General features: G+C 65.8%; 28 protein-coding genes. All 28 read right to left on the minus strand.

Annotated features, from left to right (window positions below; genetic code table 11):
* Positions 1 to 2: 2 nt before the first annotated feature.
* The 28 genes from IAI54_RS08965 to rplC all read right to left on the minus strand — a co-directional run bounded on the left by IAI54_RS08965 (position 3) and on the right by rplC (position 17,103).
* Positions 3 to 1,355: a replication-associated recombination protein A gene (locus IAI54_RS08965; protein ID WP_187972017.1), complete on the minus strand. Its 1,353-nt coding sequence runs from the start codon at positions 1,353 to 1,355 to the stop codon at positions 3 to 5.
* A gap of 13 nt (positions 1,356 to 1,368) precedes the next feature.
* Entirely contained in the window at positions 1,369 to 2,922 is a 1,554-nt protein-coding gene (locus IAI54_RS08970; protein WP_235679303.1) for a DegQ family serine endoprotease, read from the minus strand.
* A 187-nt stretch (positions 2,923 to 3,109) separates the two neighbouring features.
* Positions 3,110 to 3,538: a 50S ribosomal protein L17 gene (rplQ, locus tag IAI54_RS08975; RefSeq protein ID WP_187972018.1), complete on the minus strand. Its 429-nt coding sequence runs from the start codon at positions 3,536 to 3,538 to the stop codon at positions 3,110 to 3,112.
* Positions 3,539 to 3,642: 104 nt separating this feature from the next.
* Complete coding sequence (locus tag IAI54_RS08980; RefSeq protein ID WP_187972019.1) at positions 3,643 to 4,653, minus strand: DNA-directed RNA polymerase subunit alpha; 1,011 nt, start codon at positions 4,651 to 4,653, stop codon at positions 3,643 to 3,645.
* 103 nt (positions 4,654 to 4,756) lie between these two features.
* Positions 4,757 to 5,146 (minus strand): 30S ribosomal protein S11, encoded by a 390-nt coding sequence (rpsK, locus tag IAI54_RS08985; protein WP_187972020.1) that lies wholly within the window; start codon positions 5,144 to 5,146, stop codon positions 4,757 to 4,759.
* Positions 5,147 to 5,281: 135 nt separating this feature from the next.
* Complete coding sequence (gene rpsM, locus IAI54_RS08990; protein ID WP_187972021.1) at positions 5,282 to 5,650, minus strand: 30S ribosomal protein S13; 369 nt, start codon at positions 5,648 to 5,650, stop codon at positions 5,282 to 5,284.
* Positions 5,651 to 5,833: 183 nt separating this feature from the next.
* A complete protein-coding gene (locus IAI54_RS08995; protein ID WP_187972022.1) occupies positions 5,834 to 6,430 on the minus strand; it encodes an adenylate kinase in 597 nt (198 codons plus the stop codon).
* Complete coding sequence (secY, locus tag IAI54_RS09000; protein WP_187972023.1) at positions 6,427 to 7,767, minus strand: preprotein translocase subunit SecY; 1,341 nt, start codon at positions 7,765 to 7,767, stop codon at positions 6,427 to 6,429. Before secY ends, IAI54_RS08995 begins: the two co-directional genes overlap by 4 nt.
* Before the next feature lie 121 nt (positions 7,768 to 7,888).
* A complete protein-coding gene (rplO, locus tag IAI54_RS09005) occupies positions 7,889 to 8,359 on the minus strand; it encodes a 50S ribosomal protein L15 (RefSeq protein ID WP_187972024.1) in 471 nt (156 codons plus the stop codon).
* A gap of 19 nt (positions 8,360 to 8,378) precedes the next feature.
* On the minus strand, positions 8,379 to 8,573 hold the full coding sequence (rpmD, locus tag IAI54_RS09010) for a 50S ribosomal protein L30 (protein ID WP_187972025.1): 195 nt from the start codon (positions 8,571 to 8,573) through the stop codon (positions 8,379 to 8,381).
* A gap of 28 nt (positions 8,574 to 8,601) precedes the next feature.
* Positions 8,602 to 9,168 carry a 30S ribosomal protein S5 gene (rpsE, locus tag IAI54_RS09015; RefSeq protein WP_187972026.1) on the minus strand — a complete coding sequence of 189 codons (567 nt, stop codon included), beginning with the start codon at positions 9,166 to 9,168 and terminating at the stop codon, positions 8,602 to 8,604.
* A gap of 76 nt (positions 9,169 to 9,244) precedes the next feature.
* The gene (rplR, locus tag IAI54_RS09020) at positions 9,245 to 9,604 is read right to left on the minus strand and encodes a 50S ribosomal protein L18 (RefSeq protein WP_187972027.1); all 360 of its coding nucleotides are present in this window, start codon (positions 9,602 to 9,604) and stop codon (positions 9,245 to 9,247) included.
* An 80-nt stretch (positions 9,605 to 9,684) separates the two neighbouring features.
* Positions 9,685 to 10,218: a 50S ribosomal protein L6 gene (gene rplF, locus IAI54_RS09025; protein ID WP_187972028.1), complete on the minus strand. Its 534-nt coding sequence runs from the start codon at positions 10,216 to 10,218 to the stop codon at positions 9,685 to 9,687.
* Positions 10,219 to 10,259: 41 nt separating this feature from the next.
* Positions 10,260 to 10,658 carry a 30S ribosomal protein S8 gene (rpsH, locus tag IAI54_RS09030; protein WP_187972029.1) on the minus strand — a complete coding sequence of 133 codons (399 nt, stop codon included), beginning with the start codon at positions 10,656 to 10,658 and terminating at the stop codon, positions 10,260 to 10,262.
* A gap of 12 nt (positions 10,659 to 10,670) precedes the next feature.
* Positions 10,671 to 10,976, minus strand: coding sequence for a 30S ribosomal protein S14 (gene rpsN, locus IAI54_RS09035; RefSeq protein WP_187972030.1), 306 nt, complete (start codon positions 10,974 to 10,976; stop codon positions 10,671 to 10,673).
* Positions 10,977 to 11,003: 27 nt separating this feature from the next.
* On the minus strand, positions 11,004 to 11,561 hold the full coding sequence (gene rplE / locus IAI54_RS09040) for a 50S ribosomal protein L5 (RefSeq protein WP_187972031.1): 558 nt from the start codon (positions 11,559 to 11,561) through the stop codon (positions 11,004 to 11,006).
* Positions 11,554 to 11,865: a 50S ribosomal protein L24 gene (rplX, locus tag IAI54_RS09045; protein WP_187972032.1), complete on the minus strand. Its 312-nt coding sequence runs from the start codon at positions 11,863 to 11,865 to the stop codon at positions 11,554 to 11,556. Before rplX ends, rplE begins: the two co-directional genes overlap by 8 nt.
* 12 nt (positions 11,866 to 11,877) lie before the next feature.
* Positions 11,878 to 12,246, minus strand: coding sequence for a 50S ribosomal protein L14 (gene rplN / locus IAI54_RS09050; RefSeq protein ID WP_126701540.1), 369 nt, complete (start codon positions 12,244 to 12,246; stop codon positions 11,878 to 11,880).
* A 63-nt stretch (positions 12,247 to 12,309) separates the two neighbouring features.
* Positions 12,310 to 12,561 carry a 30S ribosomal protein S17 gene (gene rpsQ, locus IAI54_RS09055; RefSeq protein WP_126701539.1) on the minus strand — a complete coding sequence of 84 codons (252 nt, stop codon included), beginning with the start codon at positions 12,559 to 12,561 and terminating at the stop codon, positions 12,310 to 12,312.
* 10 nt (positions 12,562 to 12,571) lie between these two features.
* Entirely contained in the window at positions 12,572 to 12,772 is a 201-nt protein-coding gene (rpmC, locus tag IAI54_RS09060; protein ID WP_126701538.1) for a 50S ribosomal protein L29, read from the minus strand.
* Positions 12,773 to 12,785: 13 nt separating this feature from the next.
* A complete protein-coding gene (gene rplP / locus IAI54_RS09065) occupies positions 12,786 to 13,199 on the minus strand; it encodes a 50S ribosomal protein L16 (protein ID WP_187972033.1) in 414 nt (137 codons plus the stop codon).
* A gap of 33 nt (positions 13,200 to 13,232) precedes the next feature.
* A complete protein-coding gene (rpsC, locus tag IAI54_RS09070) occupies positions 13,233 to 13,949 on the minus strand; it encodes a 30S ribosomal protein S3 (RefSeq protein WP_187972034.1) in 717 nt (238 codons plus the stop codon).
* Positions 13,949 to 14,338: a 50S ribosomal protein L22 gene (rplV, locus tag IAI54_RS09075; protein ID WP_187972035.1), complete on the minus strand. Its 390-nt coding sequence runs from the start codon at positions 14,336 to 14,338 to the stop codon at positions 13,949 to 13,951. The genes rpsC and rplV overlap by 1 nt, the downstream gene beginning before the upstream one ends.
* 2 nt (positions 14,339 to 14,340) lie before the next feature.
* Positions 14,341 to 14,619, minus strand: coding sequence for a 30S ribosomal protein S19 (gene rpsS / locus IAI54_RS09080; RefSeq protein ID WP_126701534.1), 279 nt, complete (start codon positions 14,617 to 14,619; stop codon positions 14,341 to 14,343).
* Between the two features lie 14 nt (positions 14,620 to 14,633).
* Positions 14,634 to 15,467 (minus strand): 50S ribosomal protein L2, encoded by an 834-nt coding sequence (rplB, locus tag IAI54_RS09085; RefSeq protein ID WP_187972036.1) that lies wholly within the window; start codon positions 15,465 to 15,467, stop codon positions 14,634 to 14,636.
* 18 nt (positions 15,468 to 15,485) lie between these two features.
* Positions 15,486 to 15,779 carry a 50S ribosomal protein L23 gene (locus tag IAI54_RS09090; RefSeq protein ID WP_187972037.1) on the minus strand — a complete coding sequence of 98 codons (294 nt, stop codon included), beginning with the start codon at positions 15,777 to 15,779 and terminating at the stop codon, positions 15,486 to 15,488.
* Positions 15,776 to 16,396 (minus strand): 50S ribosomal protein L4, encoded by a 621-nt coding sequence (rplD, locus tag IAI54_RS09095; protein WP_187972038.1) that lies wholly within the window; start codon positions 16,394 to 16,396, stop codon positions 15,776 to 15,778. Before rplD ends, IAI54_RS09090 begins: the two co-directional genes overlap by 4 nt.
* Positions 16,396 to 17,103, minus strand: a complete 708-nt coding sequence (rplC, locus tag IAI54_RS09100) for a 50S ribosomal protein L3 (RefSeq protein ID WP_187972039.1) — start codon at positions 17,101 to 17,103, stop codon at positions 16,396 to 16,398. The genes rplD and rplC overlap by 1 nt, the downstream gene beginning before the upstream one ends.
* Positions 17,104 to 17,118 lie beyond the last annotated feature (15 nt).

Raw genomic sequence — 17,118 nt, forward strand, 5'->3', positions numbered from 1 at the left:
GGTCAGTCGCGCCTGCGCTGAGCCCGCGCCTTTTCCCAGAAATCGAGGCGCTTGCGGATGTCGCGTTCGAAGCCTCGTTCGTTCGGGCGATAGAACTCCGGACGCGCGGCGCCGGTCAGTTCGTCCGGGAAATATTCCTGGCCCGAATAGGCATCCGGGAAGTCGTGGTCGTACCGGTATCCGGCGCCGTAGCCGAGTTCCCGCATCATCTTCGTCGGCGCGTTGAGAATGTGCTTCGGCGGCGGAAGAGACCCGGTCCGCTGCGCCAGTTCGAGCGCGGCATCGAAGCCGCGATAGGCTGCGTTCGACTTCGGTGCCGTGGCGACATAGGTGATCGCCTGGGCGAGAAACAGCCGTCCCTCGGGCCAGCCCACCCGCTCGAACGCATCCCAGGCCGACAGGACCTGCGGCATCGCCTGCGGATCGGCCATGCCCACGTCCTCGGACGCCGCGCAGGCAAGGCGCCGAAAGAGGGTTGCAGGATCTTCCCCGCCCGCGATCATCCGGGCGGCCCAGTAGAGCGCCGCCTGAACGTCGCTGCCGCGCAGCGTCTTGTGGAAACAGCTGAGCAGGTTGTAGTGGCCCTCCTGCGCCTTGTCGTAGACGGCCGCCCGCTTCTGGACCGTCCTCGCCAGCCCGGCGACGTCGAGGATTTCGGAGCCGGCCAGGCCGAGCAGGTCCTCCGCGAGATTCAGCAGATAGCGCGCGTCGCCGTCGGCCATGTCGATCAGAGCGTCGCGTGCGTCCGCGTCGAGCGGCAGCCGCCGGTCCTGGTGGCGCTCGGCGCGGTCCAGCAGCAGGCCGAGCGCCTGGCGCTCCAGCCGGTTGACCACCAGCACCCGCGCCCGCGACAGAAGCGCCGACACGAGGCTGAAGCTCGGATTCTCGGTCGTGGCGCCGATCAGCACCACCGTGCCGTCCTCGACATGCGGCAGCAGCGCGTCCTGCGTCGTGCGGTTGAAGCGGTGCAGCTCGTCGATGAAGAGCGCCGTCTGCTTCCCCAGCGCGGACCGGACCTGGCGCGCGGCCTCGATGACCTTCCTGAGGTCGGCGATGCCCGCATTGACCGCCGACAGCTGCAGGAACTCGATCCCCGCTTCTGCTGCCACCAGGCGCGCGATGGTGGTTTTGCCGGTGCCGGGCGGACCCCACAGGACGAAGGACGACAGTTTCTTTGCCGCGATCATCCGGCTGATCGGCGAATCGGCTCCGAGCAGGTGATCCTGCCCGACGACCTCCGACAGGCGCCGGGGGCGCAGCGTCTCGGCGAGCGGCCTCGGCGCAGAGGACTCGGCCTCCCCCGGCGCAGGGTGTCGTGCCGCGGGTCCGTCATTCCCGCCGAAGAGGTCAGCCATCCCGCCCGTCCGTTCAGTAGCGAAGCATCTGTCGCATGACGTTGCCGTTGCGATCGACCGTGAATCGCCACCACCGGGTCCGCTCCGCGGCCGCCTTCTGCAGCGTCTCGGGCCTGTCGATCGCCGTCCCGTTGACCTCGCGCACGATGTCGCCCGGGCGGAAGCCGAAGCCGGCCGCGGGCGAATTGCGCGGTACCTCCACCATCACGACGCCGCGGGTGTCGTCGCGCAGCCTGAGCTTGCGGGCGAGTCGCGGCGAAAGCTCCGCGACCTTCGCGCCGGTGAACGGGCTCTGGCCGGATATGTCGAGCATTGCTGCGGACGCCCCCTCCGGAGCGCGCACGAGCGTCAGCGACACCGCCCGCTGCCTGCCCTTCGACAGGACGTCGAAGGTGACGGTCGCGTTGAGCGGCTGGGTCGCCAGCCGGTAGCCAAGCGCGTCGACGTGCTGGATCGGCACGCCGTTCATCGCAAGCACGACGTCGCCGGGTTCGATGCCGGCCGCTTCCGCGGGACCGTCCGCATAGATGGCCGTGACGATCGCTCCCTGCGGCCGCGGCATGCCGAGCGCCTCGGCGATCTGCGGTGTCACCTGGTCGAACTCCGCTCCGAGGAACGGCCGCTCGAAGCTCTGTTCGCCGGCCCTGGCGGCCTCCACGAAGGCGCGGACCATGTTGGACGGTATAGCGAAGCCGATGCCGATCGACCCGCCGCTGCGCGAGAAGATCGCGGTGTTGATGCCGACGAGCCGCCCGGCCATGTCGATCAGCGCGCCGCCGGAATTGCCGGGATTGATCGCCGCGTCGGTCTGGATGAAGAACCCGAAGTCCGACACGCCGATGTGATTGCGGGCGAGCGCCGAGACGATGCCGCTGGTCGTCGTCTGCCCGACGCCGAAGGGATTGCCGATGGCGAGCACCAGGTCGCCGACCTCGAGCGCATCCGAATCACCGATCGGCACGACCGGGAAGGCTTCGCTGCCGTTGATCTTCAGCACGGCGAGGTCGAGCGACTCGTCCTTCAGCAGCACCTCGCTCTCGAACTCGCGCCCGTCCGACAGCGCCACCCTCACCTCGTCCGCGTCGCGAATGACATGGAAATTGGTGACCACGATTCCGCTGGGATCGACGAGGACGCCGGATCCCAGTGACGACTGCACCCGTGGCGGCATCTGCTGGCGGCCGAAGAACTGCTCGAAGAAGGGATCGCCGGCGAAGGGCGAGCGCGACTGGACGAGTTGCTTGGCATAGACGTTGACCACGGCCGGACCCGTCTCGCGGACGAGAGGCGCGAAGGAAAGCTGTACTTCCGCCTGCCCGAAGGGCACGCGGCGCTGCACGGCATCGGTCTGCGTCGGCGCCGCCGGTGCCGCGGGAACCCTCTGCGGCACGACCGCGTCCGGTGCCTGCGGCGGTTGCGCCTGCCTGTCGCTGCCGCCGAACGGCAGGATGTCTTCCAGGAATCCGCGCAGGCCGCCTTCGGCCATCGCCGGCGGCGCCGTCACTGGCGACGCCACCAACAGCACCGCAAGGGCGATGCGTGCGAAAGCCGGAACCATGGCTGCCATAGCGATTCTCTCCGCGTCGTCTGGTAACGATAGTCCTTTAGGGCGAGCATTGTGGGGATAGGAAGGCGTCGGCCGCCTGCTTCCCGGACCGGCGCGCACGCCAGGGCCGCGCCAATGCTCCCCCGAACGGCGAAAGGCCCCGGGCTTTCGCCGCGGGGCCTCTCGAGCATCACATCGCAGGCAGCGATCAGGCTGCTTCGGCGGCCTCGGCCGCTTCGGCCTCCGCACGGGCGCGGTCAGCAGCGCCCTTGGCCGACGTGTCGCGGTCGACGAACTCGATCACGGCCATCGCGGCGTTGTCGCCGAAGCGGAAGCCGGCCTTCATGATGCGCAGGTAGCCGCCGTTGCGTTCGGCGTAACGCGGCGCGATCGTGTCGAACAGGCGCTTGACCAGCACGGCGCTGCCGACCTGCGAGATCGCCTGGCGGCGGGCATGAAGGTCGCCGCGCTTGCCGAGCGTAACGAGCTTCTCCACGATCGGACGAAGCTCCTTTGCCTTGGGCAGCGTGGTCGTGATCTGCTCGTGCTCGATGAGCGAGGCGGCCATGTTGGTGAACATGGCCTTGCGGTGGCTCGACGTACGGTTCAGCCGGCGGCCGGAACGTCCATGGCGCATGGCTTGTCTCCTGGGTTTCGGCGCTCGGCGCCAAGTGTCTGGGAAGCGAATGGTGAGCGGCGGGCGACGATCCTTCGACGCGACCCGCTACTCACCCTTCGCGGTCAATACTGGTCTTCGTAACGCTTGGCGAGATCTTCGATGTTCTCCGGCGGCCAGTCCTGGACCTCCATGCCGAGATGGAGCCCCATCGCGGCGAGAACTTCCTTGATCTCGTTGAGCGACTTGCGGCCGAAGTTGGGGGTGCGCAGCATCTCCGCCTCGGTCTTCTGGATCAGGTCGCCGATGTAGACGATGTTGTCGTTCTTCAGGCAGTTGGCCGAACGGACAGAGAGTTCGAGTTCGTCCACCTTCTTGAGCAGCGCCGGATTGAAGGCGAGTTCGGTGACCGCCTCCTCGGGCTGGGCCTTCTGCGGCTCGTCGAAGTTGACGAAGAGGCCGAGCTGGTCCTGCAGGATCCGCGCCGCGAACGCGACCGCATCCTCGCCCGAAATCGACCCGTCAGTCTCGATCGACATGGTCAGCTTGTCGTAGTCAAGCACCTGGCCCTCGCGGGTGTTCTCGACCTTGTAGGAGACCTTCTTGACCGGCGAATACAGGCTGTCGACCGGAATGAGACCGATCGGGGCGTCCTCCGCGCGGTTGCGCTCGGCAGGGACGTAGCCCTTGCCGGTGTCGACCGTGAACTCCATGCGGATCTCGGCGCCCTCGTCGAGCGTGCAGATCACGTGGTCGGGGTTCAGGATCTCGACGTCGCCCACCGTCTGGATGTCACCGGCGGTGACGACGCCCGGACCCTGCTTGCGCACGACCATGCGCTTGGGCCCGTCGCCTTCCATCTTGATGGCGATTTCCTTGATGTTCAGGATGATGTCGGTCACGTCCTCGCGCACGCCGGCGATCGAGGAGAATTCGTGCAGGACGCCATCGATCTGCACCGCCGTCACGGCGGCGCCGCGCAGCGACGACAGGAGCACGCGGCGCAGCGCGTTGCCGAGCGTCAGGCCGAAGCCACGCTCCAGCGGCTCGGCGACGAGCGTGGTGAGCGTCTTCTTCTTGGACGAGAACTCGATCTTGTTGGGCTTGATCAGTTCCTGCCAGTTTTTCTGGATCATGGTCTGTCCTTCCGTTTCCCCGCCACCATCCAATCGTGGCGGGCGATCTGGAGAACCGTAGAGGGGCGCGGGAGGGCGCCCTTGCGGCAATCGAAAAACACCGTTAGACGCGGCGCTTCTTGCGCGGCCGGCAGCCATTGTGCGGGATCGGCGTCACGTCGCGGATCGACGAGATCGTGAACCCTGCGGCCTGAAGCGCGCGCAGCGCCGACTCACGGCCCGAACCGGGCCCCGACACCTCGACCTCGAGCTGGCGCATGCCGTGCTCCTGCGCCTTCTTGGCGCAGTCCTCGGCAGCCATCTGGGCCGCGAAGGGGGTCGACTTGCGCGAGCCCTTGAAGCCCTGCGCCCCGGCCGAAGACCAGGCGATCGCGTTGCCCTGGGCGTCGGTGATCGTGATCATCGTGTTGTTGAAGGTCGAATTCACGTGGGCAACGCCCGACGAGATGTTCTTGCGTTCGCGGCGACGAACGCGGGCGGCTTCCTTGGCCATGCTGGTCCTTTCTCTCGATATCGACGCCGCCGTAATGCCAGCGGCTACACCAGAGGAGCGAATGATTGCTGGCGAATGGCGAATGGAAAGGCTCTGCCCAACTATTCGCTATTCGCTCATTCGCTACTCGCTGAATTACTTCTTCTTGCCGGCGATCGCCTTGGCCGGACCCTTGCGGGTGCGGGCATTGGTGTGCGTGCGCTGGCCGCGGACCGGCAGCGAGCGGCGGTGACGCAGGCCGCGGTAGCAGCCGAGATCCATCAGCCGCTTGATGTTCATGGACGTCTCGCGGCGCAGGTCGCCCTCGACGCGATAGTCGCGGTCGATGGTCTCGCGGATCTGCAGCACCTCGGCGTCGGTCAGCTGATGGACGCGGCGCTCGGCCGGGATACCGACCTTCTCCACGATCTCCTGGGCGAACTTGGCGCCGATGCCGTGGATGTACTGCAGCGCGATGACGACGCGCTTGTTGGTCGGAATGTTGACGCCAGCGATACGGGCCATGTCTCTCTCCATCTGGGCCGGCGGACCGGCGCTTTGTTGTTGCCCCGCGTCCGGTGGAGGCCGGCCCCTGCGGGTGTTGTCTTCCAACGACGAAGCCGAGCCTGTGCGGCCCGGCTGGACGCCTGTGCGAGCGGAAGACGTGGCGCTATAGTCCAGCGCGCACGTCCCGTCAACGGGCCGAACTCAGTTTTTCCGGGCGACGCCGTCGAGCAGGCGCTCGATCTGCATCGTGACGGAGTCCATCTCGTCCATGCCGTCGACGCCGGTGAGCAGCCCCTTCGCATGGTAGTAGCCGATCAGCGGCGCCGTCTTCTTGTAATACTCGCGAAGGCGTTCCTCGAACACCGCCGGATTGTCGTCCTTGCGCACCGGCAGCCCGGCCGCCTTCGCCTCGTCGGCACGCTTGACGATGCGCCCGACCAGCGCCTTGTCGTCGACGACGAGTTCGATCGCGATGTCGAGGCCCATCCCCTTGGCCGACAGCATCGCCTCGACGGCGTCCGCCTGGGCGAGTGTCCGCGGATAGCCGTCCAGGATGAAGCCGTTCGCGCAGTCCGGCGCGTCGATCCGTTCCGAAACGATCGCGTTCACGATGTCGTCGGACACGAGCTCGCCCGCATCCATCACCGCCTTGGCGCGCTTGCCGACATCGGTCTCGGCCTTCACTGCCGCACGCAGCATGTCACCCGTGGAAAGCTGCGGTATCCCGTGCCTCTCCACCAGCCGCTGCGCCTGCGTCCCCTTCCCCGCCCCCGGCGGGCCGAGCAGTATCAGCCTCATTTCCCTCTCTTTCCTCCGCGGAGCTTCGACTTCTTGATCAGCCCCTCGTACTGGTGCGCGATCAGGTGACCCTGAACCTGCGCCACCGTATCGAGGGTAACACTGACGACGATCAGAAGCGAAGTACCACCAAGGTAGAACGGAACGCCAGTCGCCGAGATGAGAAATTCCGGAAGCAGACAGATGAGGATGAGGTAGATCGCGCCGACGACGGTGATGCGCGTCAGGACGTAGTCGATGTACTCCGCGGTCCGCTCGCCCGGCCGGTAGCCCGGAATGAAGCCGGAATGCTTCTTCAGCTGGTCGGCGGTGTCCTTCGGGTTGAAGACGATCGCCGTGTAGAAGAAGGCGAAGAACCCGATCAGCGACGCATACAGGATCATGTACAGCGGCTGGCCGTGCCCGAGGGTGGCGAGCACGGAATTCGCCCAGGACGGCAGCGTCGTTGAATCGGAGAATCCGGCGAGCGTCGCGGGCAGGAGGAGAAGCGACGAGGCGAAGATCGGGGGGATGACGCCGGCCGTGTTGAGCTTCAGCGGCAGGTGCGAGGTGTCGCCCTGGAACATCCGGTTGCCCACCTGGCGCTTCGGATACTGGATCAGCAGCCGACGCTGGGCCCGCTCGAAGAAGACGATGAAGCCGATGCAGGCGATGGCGATGATGATGATCGCCAGGATGATGCCGGTCGACAGCGCACCGGTGCGGCCGAGTTCCAGCGTTCCACCGATCGCCTTCGGCAGGCCGGCCACGATGCCGGCGAAGATGATGAGCGAGATGCCGTTGCCGATGCCCCGCGCGGTGATCTGCTCGCCGAGCCACATCAGGAACATCGTGCCGCCCACGAGCGTGATGACGGCTGAAACCTTGAAGAACCAGCCCGGATCCGTGACGATGCCGGCGCCGCTTTCGAGGCCGACGGCGATACCGTAAGCCTGGACGGTCGCGAGCAGCACCGTTCCGTAACGGGTGTACTGGTTGATGACCTTGCGGCCCTGCTCGCCCTCTTTCTTCAGCTGCTCGAGCGTCGGGATCACCGACGTCATGAGCTGCATGATGATGGAGGCGGAGATGTAGGGCATGATGCCGAGCGCGAAGATCGCCATGCGCTCGACGGCACCGCCCGCGAACATGTTGAACATGCCAAGCACGCCGCCCGCCTGCTGCGAGAAGGCCTGCGCGAAGGCATCGGGATTGATGCCCGGGATGGGGATGTAGGTACCGAGGCGGTAGACCAGCAGGGCGCCGAGCGTGAACCAGATCCGCTTCTTCAGATCCTCGGCCTTGGCGAAGGCCGAGAAATTCAGATTGGAGGCGAGTTGCTCAGCAGCAGATGCCATGGAAAATTCTCCGCTTCGTGACGCAGACGAGCCGCCCGAAGGGGCGGCGCGCAACTGCGAAGTCCGGAAATAGGCTCCGGCCCGCCATCATGCAAGCGACGGCGAGAGCCGCGAAGCCACCTTACTCGGCGGCCTTCTGCGGAACCTTCACCGACCCGCCGGCCTTCTCGACCTTCTCGATGGCGGCCTTGGAGGCACCGGCCACGTCGAACGCGACCTTCCCCTTCAGCTCGCCGTCCGACAGGAGGCGGACGCCGTCCTTCGCCCGGCGCAGGACGCCGGCCTTGATCAGCGATGCTTCCGTCACGGTCTCCGACGCGTCGAGCTTGCCGGCATCGATGGCGACCTGAACGCGACCGAGCGACACGACGTTGTAGTCCTTCGCGAAGACGTTCTTGAAGCCGCGCTTGGGAAGGCGGCGATAGAGCGGCATCTGGCCGCCCTCGAAGCCGTTGATGGCGACGCCCGAACGCGCCTTCTGACCCTTGACGCCGCGGCCTGCGGTCTTGCCGGAGCCCGAGCCGATGCCGCGCCCCAGGCGCTTCCTGGCGTGGGTCGCCCCGTCCTTGTCGCGGAGTTCGTTGAGTTTCATGATCTTTCTCCCGCGTCAGTCAAGCCTCGTCCACGACGCGGACGAGGTGCTGCACTTTCGCGATCATGCCGCGGACCGAAGGAGTGTCCTCGAGAGTCCGGCGGCGGTGCATCTTGTTCAGGCCCAGGCCGGCCAGCGTCGCGCGCTGCTCGGAAGGGCGGCGGATCGGGCTGCCGATCTGCTCGACCGTGACGGTCTTCTTGTTCTCAGCCATGTGCGTGTTCCTTCTCGCCGTCCGCGGACTATTCGTCGGCGACGGCCGCGCCGCGGCGGCTCTGGATCGCGGAATACTTGATGCCGCGCTGCGCCGCGATGTCCTTCGGATGCATCTGGTGCTTCAAGGCATCGAAGGTCGCGCGCACCATGTTGTAGGGGTTCGACGACCCCATCGACTTGGCCACGACGTCGTGCATGCCGAGCGTCTCGAAGACGGCACGCATCGGGCCGCCCGCGATGATGCCGGTACCGGCCTTGGCCGTGCGCAGCAGCACGCGGCCCGCGCCATGGCGGCCGGCGACGTCGTGATGCAGCGTGCGACCGCCGCGCAGCGGCACGAAGATCATGTCGCGCTTGGCCGCCTCGGTGGCCTTGCGGATCGCCTCCGGCACTTCGCGCGCCTTGCCGTGGCCGAAACCGACGCGGCCCTTCTGGTCGCCGACGACGACGAGTGCGGCGAAGCCGAATCGCCGGCCGCCCTTGACGACCTTGGCGACGCGGTTGATGTGGACGAGCTTGTCCACCATGCCGTCGTCGCGTTCCTCACGCTCGCGGTCGCGGCCGCGGCCGCCGTCCCTGCGTTCCTGTGCCATATCCTCGTTCCTTGTTCTTTTCCGGGAGCACGGGTTGATGAATGCCGCGGGATCTGTGCCCGACGGCGGCGAAAGATCAGAAGCTCAGACCGCCTTCGCGGGCGGCATCGGCCAGCGCCTTGACGCGGCCGTGGTAGATGTAGGCGCCGCGGTCGAACACGACCTGGGTCACGCCGGCCTTGACGGCACGCTCGGCGACGAGCTTGCCGACGGCAGCGGCGGCCGACGTGTCGGCGCCGGTCTTCAGCGAACCCTTCAGATCCGGCTCGAGCGACGAGGCGGAGGCCAGGGTATGGCCCTTCGTGTCGTCGATGATCTGCGCGTAGATGTGCTTCGACGACCGATGCACGGACAGGCGCGGCCTGCCGTTCGCGACCTTCTTGATCTGCTTGCGGATGCGCGCGGCACGCCGCGTCGTGGAATCCTTGGAAGCCATGTGTCTTCGTCCTTGCCTTCAAAAGACGGGTGCGGCCCCGTGCGGTAGGCCCATGCCTCCCGCGACCGCTGCCCGCGGCGTTACTTCTTCTTGCCTTCCTTGCGGACGATCTTCTCGCCCGCATAGCGGACGCCCTTGCCCTTGTAGGGCTCGGGGCCGCGATACTCGCGGATCTCCGCCGCCACCTGGCCGACCTTCTGCTTGTCGATCCCGGTCACGACGATCTCCGTCGGCTTCGGCGTCGCGATGGTGATGCCTTCGGGCGTCTGGTAGACGACGTCGTGGCTGAAGCCAAGAGCCAACTGCAGGTTCTTTCCCTGCATGCTGGCGCGATAGCCGACACCGGTGATCTCGAGCTTCTTCTCGAAGCCGTCCTTCACGCCCGCCAGGATGTTGGCGATCTGCGTGCGGGACATGCCCCACTTCGAGCGGGACAGCTTCGACTGGTCGCGCGGATCGACGGCGATCGAGCCGTCTTCCATCTTCACCAGCACTTCGTCGTTGACGACGAATTTCAGCTCGCCCTTCGGGCCCTTCGCCGTGACGGTCTGACCGTCGACGGAGGCGGTCACGCCCTGCGGCACCGATACGGGTTTCTTGCCAATACGAGACATGGTCCTGTCCTCGTTCCTGTTCCTATCTCATGCCCGCCGGATCAGAAGATCCGGCAGAGCACTTCGCCGCCGACGTTCTGCTCGCGCGCCTCGTGATCGGCCATCACGCCCTTCGGCGTCGACAGGATCGAGATGCCGAGGCCGTTCGCGACCTGCGGAATGGTCTTGGCCGAGACGTAGACGCGACGGCCCGGCTTCGAGACGCGGGCGATCTCGCGGATCACCGGCACGCCGTCGAAATACTTCAGCTCGATCTCGATCTCCGACTTGCCGTTGTCGAAGTCGGTCTGGCTGTAGTCGCGGATATAGCCTTCGCTCTTCAGCACCTCGAGAACGCGGGCGCGCAGCTTCGACGCGGGGGTCGAGACCTTGGTCTTGCGGCGGCCGATCGCGTTGCGGATGCGGGTCAGCATATCGCCGAGAGGATCGCTCATGGACATGGTTCGTGCTCCTTACCAGCTCGACTTGACCAGGCCCGGGACCAGCCCGAGCGAGCCGAGTTCGCGCAGTGCGATACGCGACATCTTCAGCTTGCGATAATAGGCGCGCGGGCGACCCGTGACCTCGCAGCGGTTGCGGATGCGGTTGCGCGCGGAATTGCGCGGCAGCGCGGCGAGCTTCAGCTGGGCGCGGAACCGGTCCTCGAGAGGAAGATCCTGGTTCATGATGATCGCCTTCAGCGCCTTGCGCTTGGCGGCATACCGGTCCACGAGCTTGCGCCGCTTGTTGTTCTTCTCGACTGAGCTGGTCTTTGCCATTCTCGTTAAATCCTTCTATCGCCGCCGTTACTGCCGGAAGGGGAAGTTGAAGGCCTTGAGCAGCGCCCGGGCCTCGTCATCCGTCCTGGCAGTCGTACAAACGATGATGTCCATGCCCCAGATCTGATCGACCTTGTCGTAGTTGATCTCCGGGAACACGATGTGCTCCTTGACGCCCATGGCGAAATTGCCGCGGCCGTCGAAGCTCTTCGGATTGAGACCGCGGAAGTCGCGAACGCGCGGCAGCGCGATCGTGATCAGGCGATCCAGGAACTCGTACATGCGCTCCTTGCGAAGCGTCACCTTCGCGCCGATCGGCATGTTCTCGCGAACCTTGAAGCCGGCGATCGACGTGCGGGCACGCGTAACCACCGGCTTCTGGCCGGCGATCATGGCGAGATCGGCCGCCGCCACGGACGGCTTCTTCGAATCCGCCGTCGCCTCGCCCACGCCCATGTTGATGACGATCTTGTCGAGACGCGGGATCTGCATCTCGTTCTCGTACTTGAACTGCTCCTGCAGCGCCTTGCGGATGGTGTCGCGGTAGACGGCCTTCAGGCGCGGCTCGTAGGCTGTATTAGACATCGATCGAGGCTCCCGAACGCTTGGCAACGCGCACCTTCTTGCCGTCCTTCACCTCGAAGCCGATGCGGGTCGGCTTGCCGTCCTTGGGATCGGCGATCGCGATGTTGGAGACGTGGATGGGCGCTTCCTTGGAAATGATGCCGCCTTCCGTGGTCTGGGTCTGCCTCTGGTGGCGACGGATGATGTTGATGCCGCGCACGATCGCCTTGTCCTCGGACGGCATCATGCGCAGGACCTCGCCGGTGCGGCCCTTGTCCTTGCCGGCGAGCACGACGACCTTGTCGCCCTTGCGAATCTTCTGCATTGGTCGGGCTCCTTACAGCACTTCCGGCGCGAGCGAGATGATCTTCATGTGGTTCTTGGCGCGCAGCTCGCGCGGAACCGGTCCGAAGATACGGGTGCCGACCGGCTCCTTCTTGTTGTCGACGAGGACCGCGGCATTCTTGTCGAACCGGATCACGCTGCCGTCGGCGCGGCGGATGTCCTTGGCGGTGCGAACCACCACCGCCTTCATCACGTCGCCCTTCTTGACCTTGCCCCGCGGAATGGCTTCCTTGATCGACACGACGATGATGTCGCCGACCGAAGCGTACTTGCGCTTGGAACCGCCGAGCACCTTGATGCACATGACACGACGTGCGCCGGAATTGTCGGCAACGTCGAGGTTAGTCTGCATCTGAATCATGACTGGCCGCCTTCTTCTTCACCGGCTCGCGGGCGCCCGCCCGACGGCCGTCCATTGTTTTCGTTATGCCTGCGCTTCGGCCTGCGCCTCGGTCAGGACGACCCAGCACTTGTCCTTCGAAATCGGCTTCGATTCCTGGATGAACACCTGGTCGCCGACCTTGTGGGCGTTGGTCTCGTCGTGCGCCTTGTACTTCTTCGACATGCGAACGGTCTTCTTCATCACGGGATGCGTGAAGCGGCGTTCGACCTTGACGACGACCGTCTTGTCGTTCTTGTCGCTGACGACGGTGCCCTGCAGGATGCGCTTTGGCATGGTCTTGTCCTTAAGCCTTCTTGCCGGCCGACTTCTCGGCGGCGATGGTCTTGATGCGCGCGATGTCCCGGCGGACTTCCTTCACGCGCGCTGTCTTCTCGAGCTGGCCGGTGGCCTTCTGGAAGCGCAGGTTGAACTGCTCCTTCTTCAGGCTGGCGAGTTCGTCGTTGAGCTGGTCGGGCGACTTGGCCCGGACGTCGGAGGCTTTCATCTGTCGCCCTTCCCTATTCCGCAATGCGCTGTACGAAGCGCGTCCTGACCGGCAGCTTGGCGGCGCCGAGGCGCAGCGCCTCGCGTGCGATGACCTCGGAGACCCCGTCGATCTCGAACATCACGCGACCCGGCTTCACCCGGCAGGCCCAGTAATCCACCGAACCCTTGCCCTTGCCCATGCGGACTTCGGTCGGCTTCGAGGTCACCGGAACGTCCGGGAACACGCGGATCCAGACGCGGCCCTGGCGCTTCATCTCACGCGTGATCGCGCGGCGGGCCGCCTCGATCTGGCGCGCGGTGACGCGCTCGGGCTCCAGCGCCTTCAATCCGAAAGCGCCGAAATCCAGGTTCGTCCCGCCCTTCGCAGCGCCATGGATACGGCCCTTGAACTGCTTGCGGAACTTCGTGCGCTTTGGCTGCAGCATCTCTGTCTACTCCGAATTCAATCCAGTTGCCGCTCAGGCGTGCTCGCGCTCGCGACGGCGACCGCCGCCACCCGAAGACGCTTCGCCCTCGGTCGCGCGCCGCTCCGACGCCATCGGGTCGTGCTCGAGGATCTCGCCCTTGAACACCCACACCTTGACGCCGCAGATGCCGTAGGCGGTGTTCGCCTCGGACGTGCCGTAGTCGACGTCGGCGCGCAGCGTGTGCAGCGGAACGCGACCCTCGCGGTACCACTCCATGCGCGCGATCTCCGCGCCGCCGAGGCGGCCCGAGCAGTTGATGCGGATGCCTTCTGCGCCGAGACGCATGGCCGACTGCACCGCGCGCTTCATGGCGCGGCGGAAGGCGATGCGGCGCTCGAGCTGCTGCGAGATCGACTGCGCGATCAGCGTGGCGTCGATCTCGGGCTTGCGCACCTCGACGATGTTCAGATGCGTCTCGGACTTCGTCATCTCCATCAGCTTCTTGCGAAGCTTCTCGATGTCGGCGCCCTTCTTGCCGATGATCAGGCCCGGACGCGCGGCATGGATCGTCACGCGGCACTTCTTGTGCGGACGCTCGATCACGACCTTCGAGATCGCCGCCTGCTTCAGCTCGTTCATCAGATACTTGCGGATCTTGATGTCCTCGTGGAGCAGCTTGCCGTACTCGCCGGTGTTGGCGTACCAGCGCGAGTCCCAGGTCCGGTTGATCCCGAGGCGCAGGCCGATCGGGTTGACTTTCTGGCCCATCAGGCAGCCTCCACTTGCTCTTCGACTTCGCGCACGACGATGGTCAGGTGCGAGAACGGCTTCTCGATACGGCTGGCGCGGCCGCGGCCACGGGCGTGGAAGCGCTTCATGACGATCGACTTGCCGACATAGGCCTCGGCGACGACCAGCGAATCGACGTCGAGGTCATGGTTGTTCTCGGCGTTGGCGATGGCCGACTCGAGCGTCTTGCGCACGGTCTCGGCGATGCGCTTGCGCGAGAACTCCAGTTCGGCGAGCGCGGTCGCCACCTTCTTGCCGCGGATGAGCGCGGCGACGAGATTGAGCTTCTGCGGGCTGACGCGGATCGTGCGCAGCACGGCGCGCGCTTCGTTGTCAGCAAGCCTGCGCGGAGCTTTGGCCTTGCCCATGATTACTTCCTCTTCGACTTCTTGTCGGCGCCGTGCCCGTAATAGGTCCGGGTCGGCGAGAACTCGCCGAACTTGTGCCCGACCATGTCTTCCGACACGTTGACGGGGATGTGCTTCTGGCCGTTGTAGACACCGAAGGTGAGGCCGACGAACTGCGGCAGGATGGTGGAGCGGCGGCTCCACATCTTGATCACCTCGTTGCGGCCGCTGTCACGGACCTTCTCTGCCTTCTTCAGCAGATAGCCGTCGATGAACGGGCCTTTCCAGACTGAACGGGTCACGTCTCTACCTCTTCTTAGCTCTTGCGCGCGTGGCGCGAGCGCATGATGAACTTGTCGGTCGCCTTGTTGGACCGCGTCCGCTTGCCCTTCGTCGGCTTGCCCCACGGGGAGACAGGATGACGACCGCCGGAGGTGCGGCCCTCGCCGCCGCCGTGCGGATGGTCGACCGGGTTCATCGACACGCCGCGGTTGTGCGGGCGCTTGCCGCGCCAGCGGCTGCGGCCCGCCTTGCCGTCGTTGATGTTGCCGTGGTCGGGGTTCGACACCGCGCCGACGGTCGCCATGCACGAGCCGTGGACGATGCGCTGCTCGCCCGAGTTCAGGCGCAGGATCGCCATGCCCTGGTCGCGGCCGACCAGCTGGACGTAGGCACCGGCCGAACGGGCGATCTGGCCGCCCTTGCCCGGCTTCAGCTCGACATTGTGGACGATCGTGCCGACCGGCATCGCCGACAGCGGCATCGCGTTGCCGGGCTTCACGTCCGCGCTCTCGCCGGCGATCACCTTGTCGCCCGCCACCAGGCGCTGCGGCGCCAGGATGTAGGAGAGCTCGCCGTCCTCGTAGCGGATCAGCGCGATGAAGGCGGTGCGGTTCGGGTCGTATTCCAGCCGCTCCACCGTCGCCACCATGTCGAACTTGCGGCGCTTGAAGTCGATGATGCGGTAGGTGCGCTTGTGACCGCCGCCGATGAAGCGGGCGGTCACGCGGCCGTAATTGTTGCGCCCGCCGGACTTGGTCAGGCCCTCGGTGAGGCCCTTGACCGGCTTGCCCTTGTAGAGGCCGGAGCGGTCGACGATCACCAGCTGGCGCTGGCTGGGCGTCACCGGATTGTACTTCTTGAGTGCCATATCGTTACCTCAAGCCTCTCAGAGACCGGTTGCGACGTCGATGGAGTGGCCTTCGGCCAGCGTCACGACCGCCTTCTTGACGTCGCTCAGACGACCGACGGTGCCGCGGAAGCGCTTCACCTTGCCCTTGCGGACCTGGGTGTTGACGGCGCGCACCTTGACCCCGAACAGCGCCTCGACCGCGGCCTTGATCTCCGGCTTCGTCGCCTTGCGGGCGACGTTGAAGACCACCTGGTTGAACTCGGAGGCCATCGTGGACTTTTCGGTGATCGCCGGGCTGACGATCACGTCGTAGTGGCGAAGGTCAGTCATTTGAAGCGCTCCTCGAGTGCCTCGACCGCCGCCTTCGAGAGGACGAGCGTGCCGCGGCGCAGAATGTCGTAGACGTTGATGCCCTGGATCGGCAGCACGTCGATGTTCGGGATGTTGGCCGCGGCGCGCTTGAAGCCGGCGTCGACTTCGGCACCGCCGATCATCAGCGCGTTCGACAGGCCGAGCGACGACAGGCTCTGCATCAGCGCCTTCGTCTTGGCCTCGCTCAGCGCCAGCTCGTCGACGACGATCAGGCTCGACGACTTCGCCTTCGCCGACAGCGCGTGCTTGAGGCCGAGGGCGCGGACCTTCTTGGGAAGATCATGCTCGTGGCTGCGCACGACCGGGCCGTGAGCCTTGCCGCCGCCGCGGAACTGCGGTGCGCGGGCGGAATGGTGGCGGGCGCGGCCCGTTCCCTTCTGCTTGTACATCTTGGCGCCGGTGCGAGCGATTTCGGAACGCCCCTTGGCCTTGTGCGTGCCCTGGTGCTTCTTGGCGAGCTGCCAGCGCACCACGCGCTGCAGGATGTCCTCACGCGGGTCGAGACCGAAGATCTCGTCGGAGAGCGAAACCTGCCCGGCGTCACCGCCGCTCAGCGTCGTAATCTTGATGTCCATCACGCGGCTCCTTCGACGGCCGGAGCTTCATTCTTGGCCCGCAGCGCAGCCGGCTTCGGCGCATTGTCGGGCAGAGAGGCCTTGACCGCGTCGCGAACGAGGATCCAGGCACCCTTGGAACCGGGAACGGCGCCGCGGATGAGGATCAGGCCGCGATCCGCGTCGGTCGAGACGATCTCGACGTTCTGCGTGGTGACGCGGGTGTCGCCCATGTGGCCGGCCATCTTCTTGCCCTTGAACACCTTGCCCGGGTCCTGGCGCTGGCCGGTCGAACCGTGCGTGCGGTGCGACACCGAGTTGCCGTGCGTCGCGCGGCCGCCACCGAAATTGTGACGCTTGATGACGCCCTGGAAGCCCTTGCCGATGGTGGTTCCCGTCACGTCGACCTTCTGACCCGCGACGAAGTGGTCGACGGTGATCTCCGAGCCGACCTCGAGCATGTACTCGGGGGAGACGCGGAACTCGGCGACCTTCGACTTCGGCTCGACCGATGCGGTGGCGAAATGGCCGCGCATCGACTTCGACGTGTTCTTCACCTTGGCCAGCCCGACGCCGAGCTGCACGGCGGTGTAGCCGTTCTTCTCCTGGGTGCGCTGTGCAACGACCTGGCAGCTCTCCATCCGGAGGACCGTGACGGGCACGTGTTCGCCCGCGTCGTTGTAGATGCGCGTCATCCCGATTTTCTGTGCGATAACACCTGAACGCATCGGTTCGAATTCCTT

Origin of the sequence: Aquibium microcysteis (genome assembly GCF_014495845.1) — a bacterium.
Taxonomy (GTDB): Bacteria; Pseudomonadota; Alphaproteobacteria; order Rhizobiales; family Rhizobiaceae; genus Aquibium; species Aquibium microcysteis.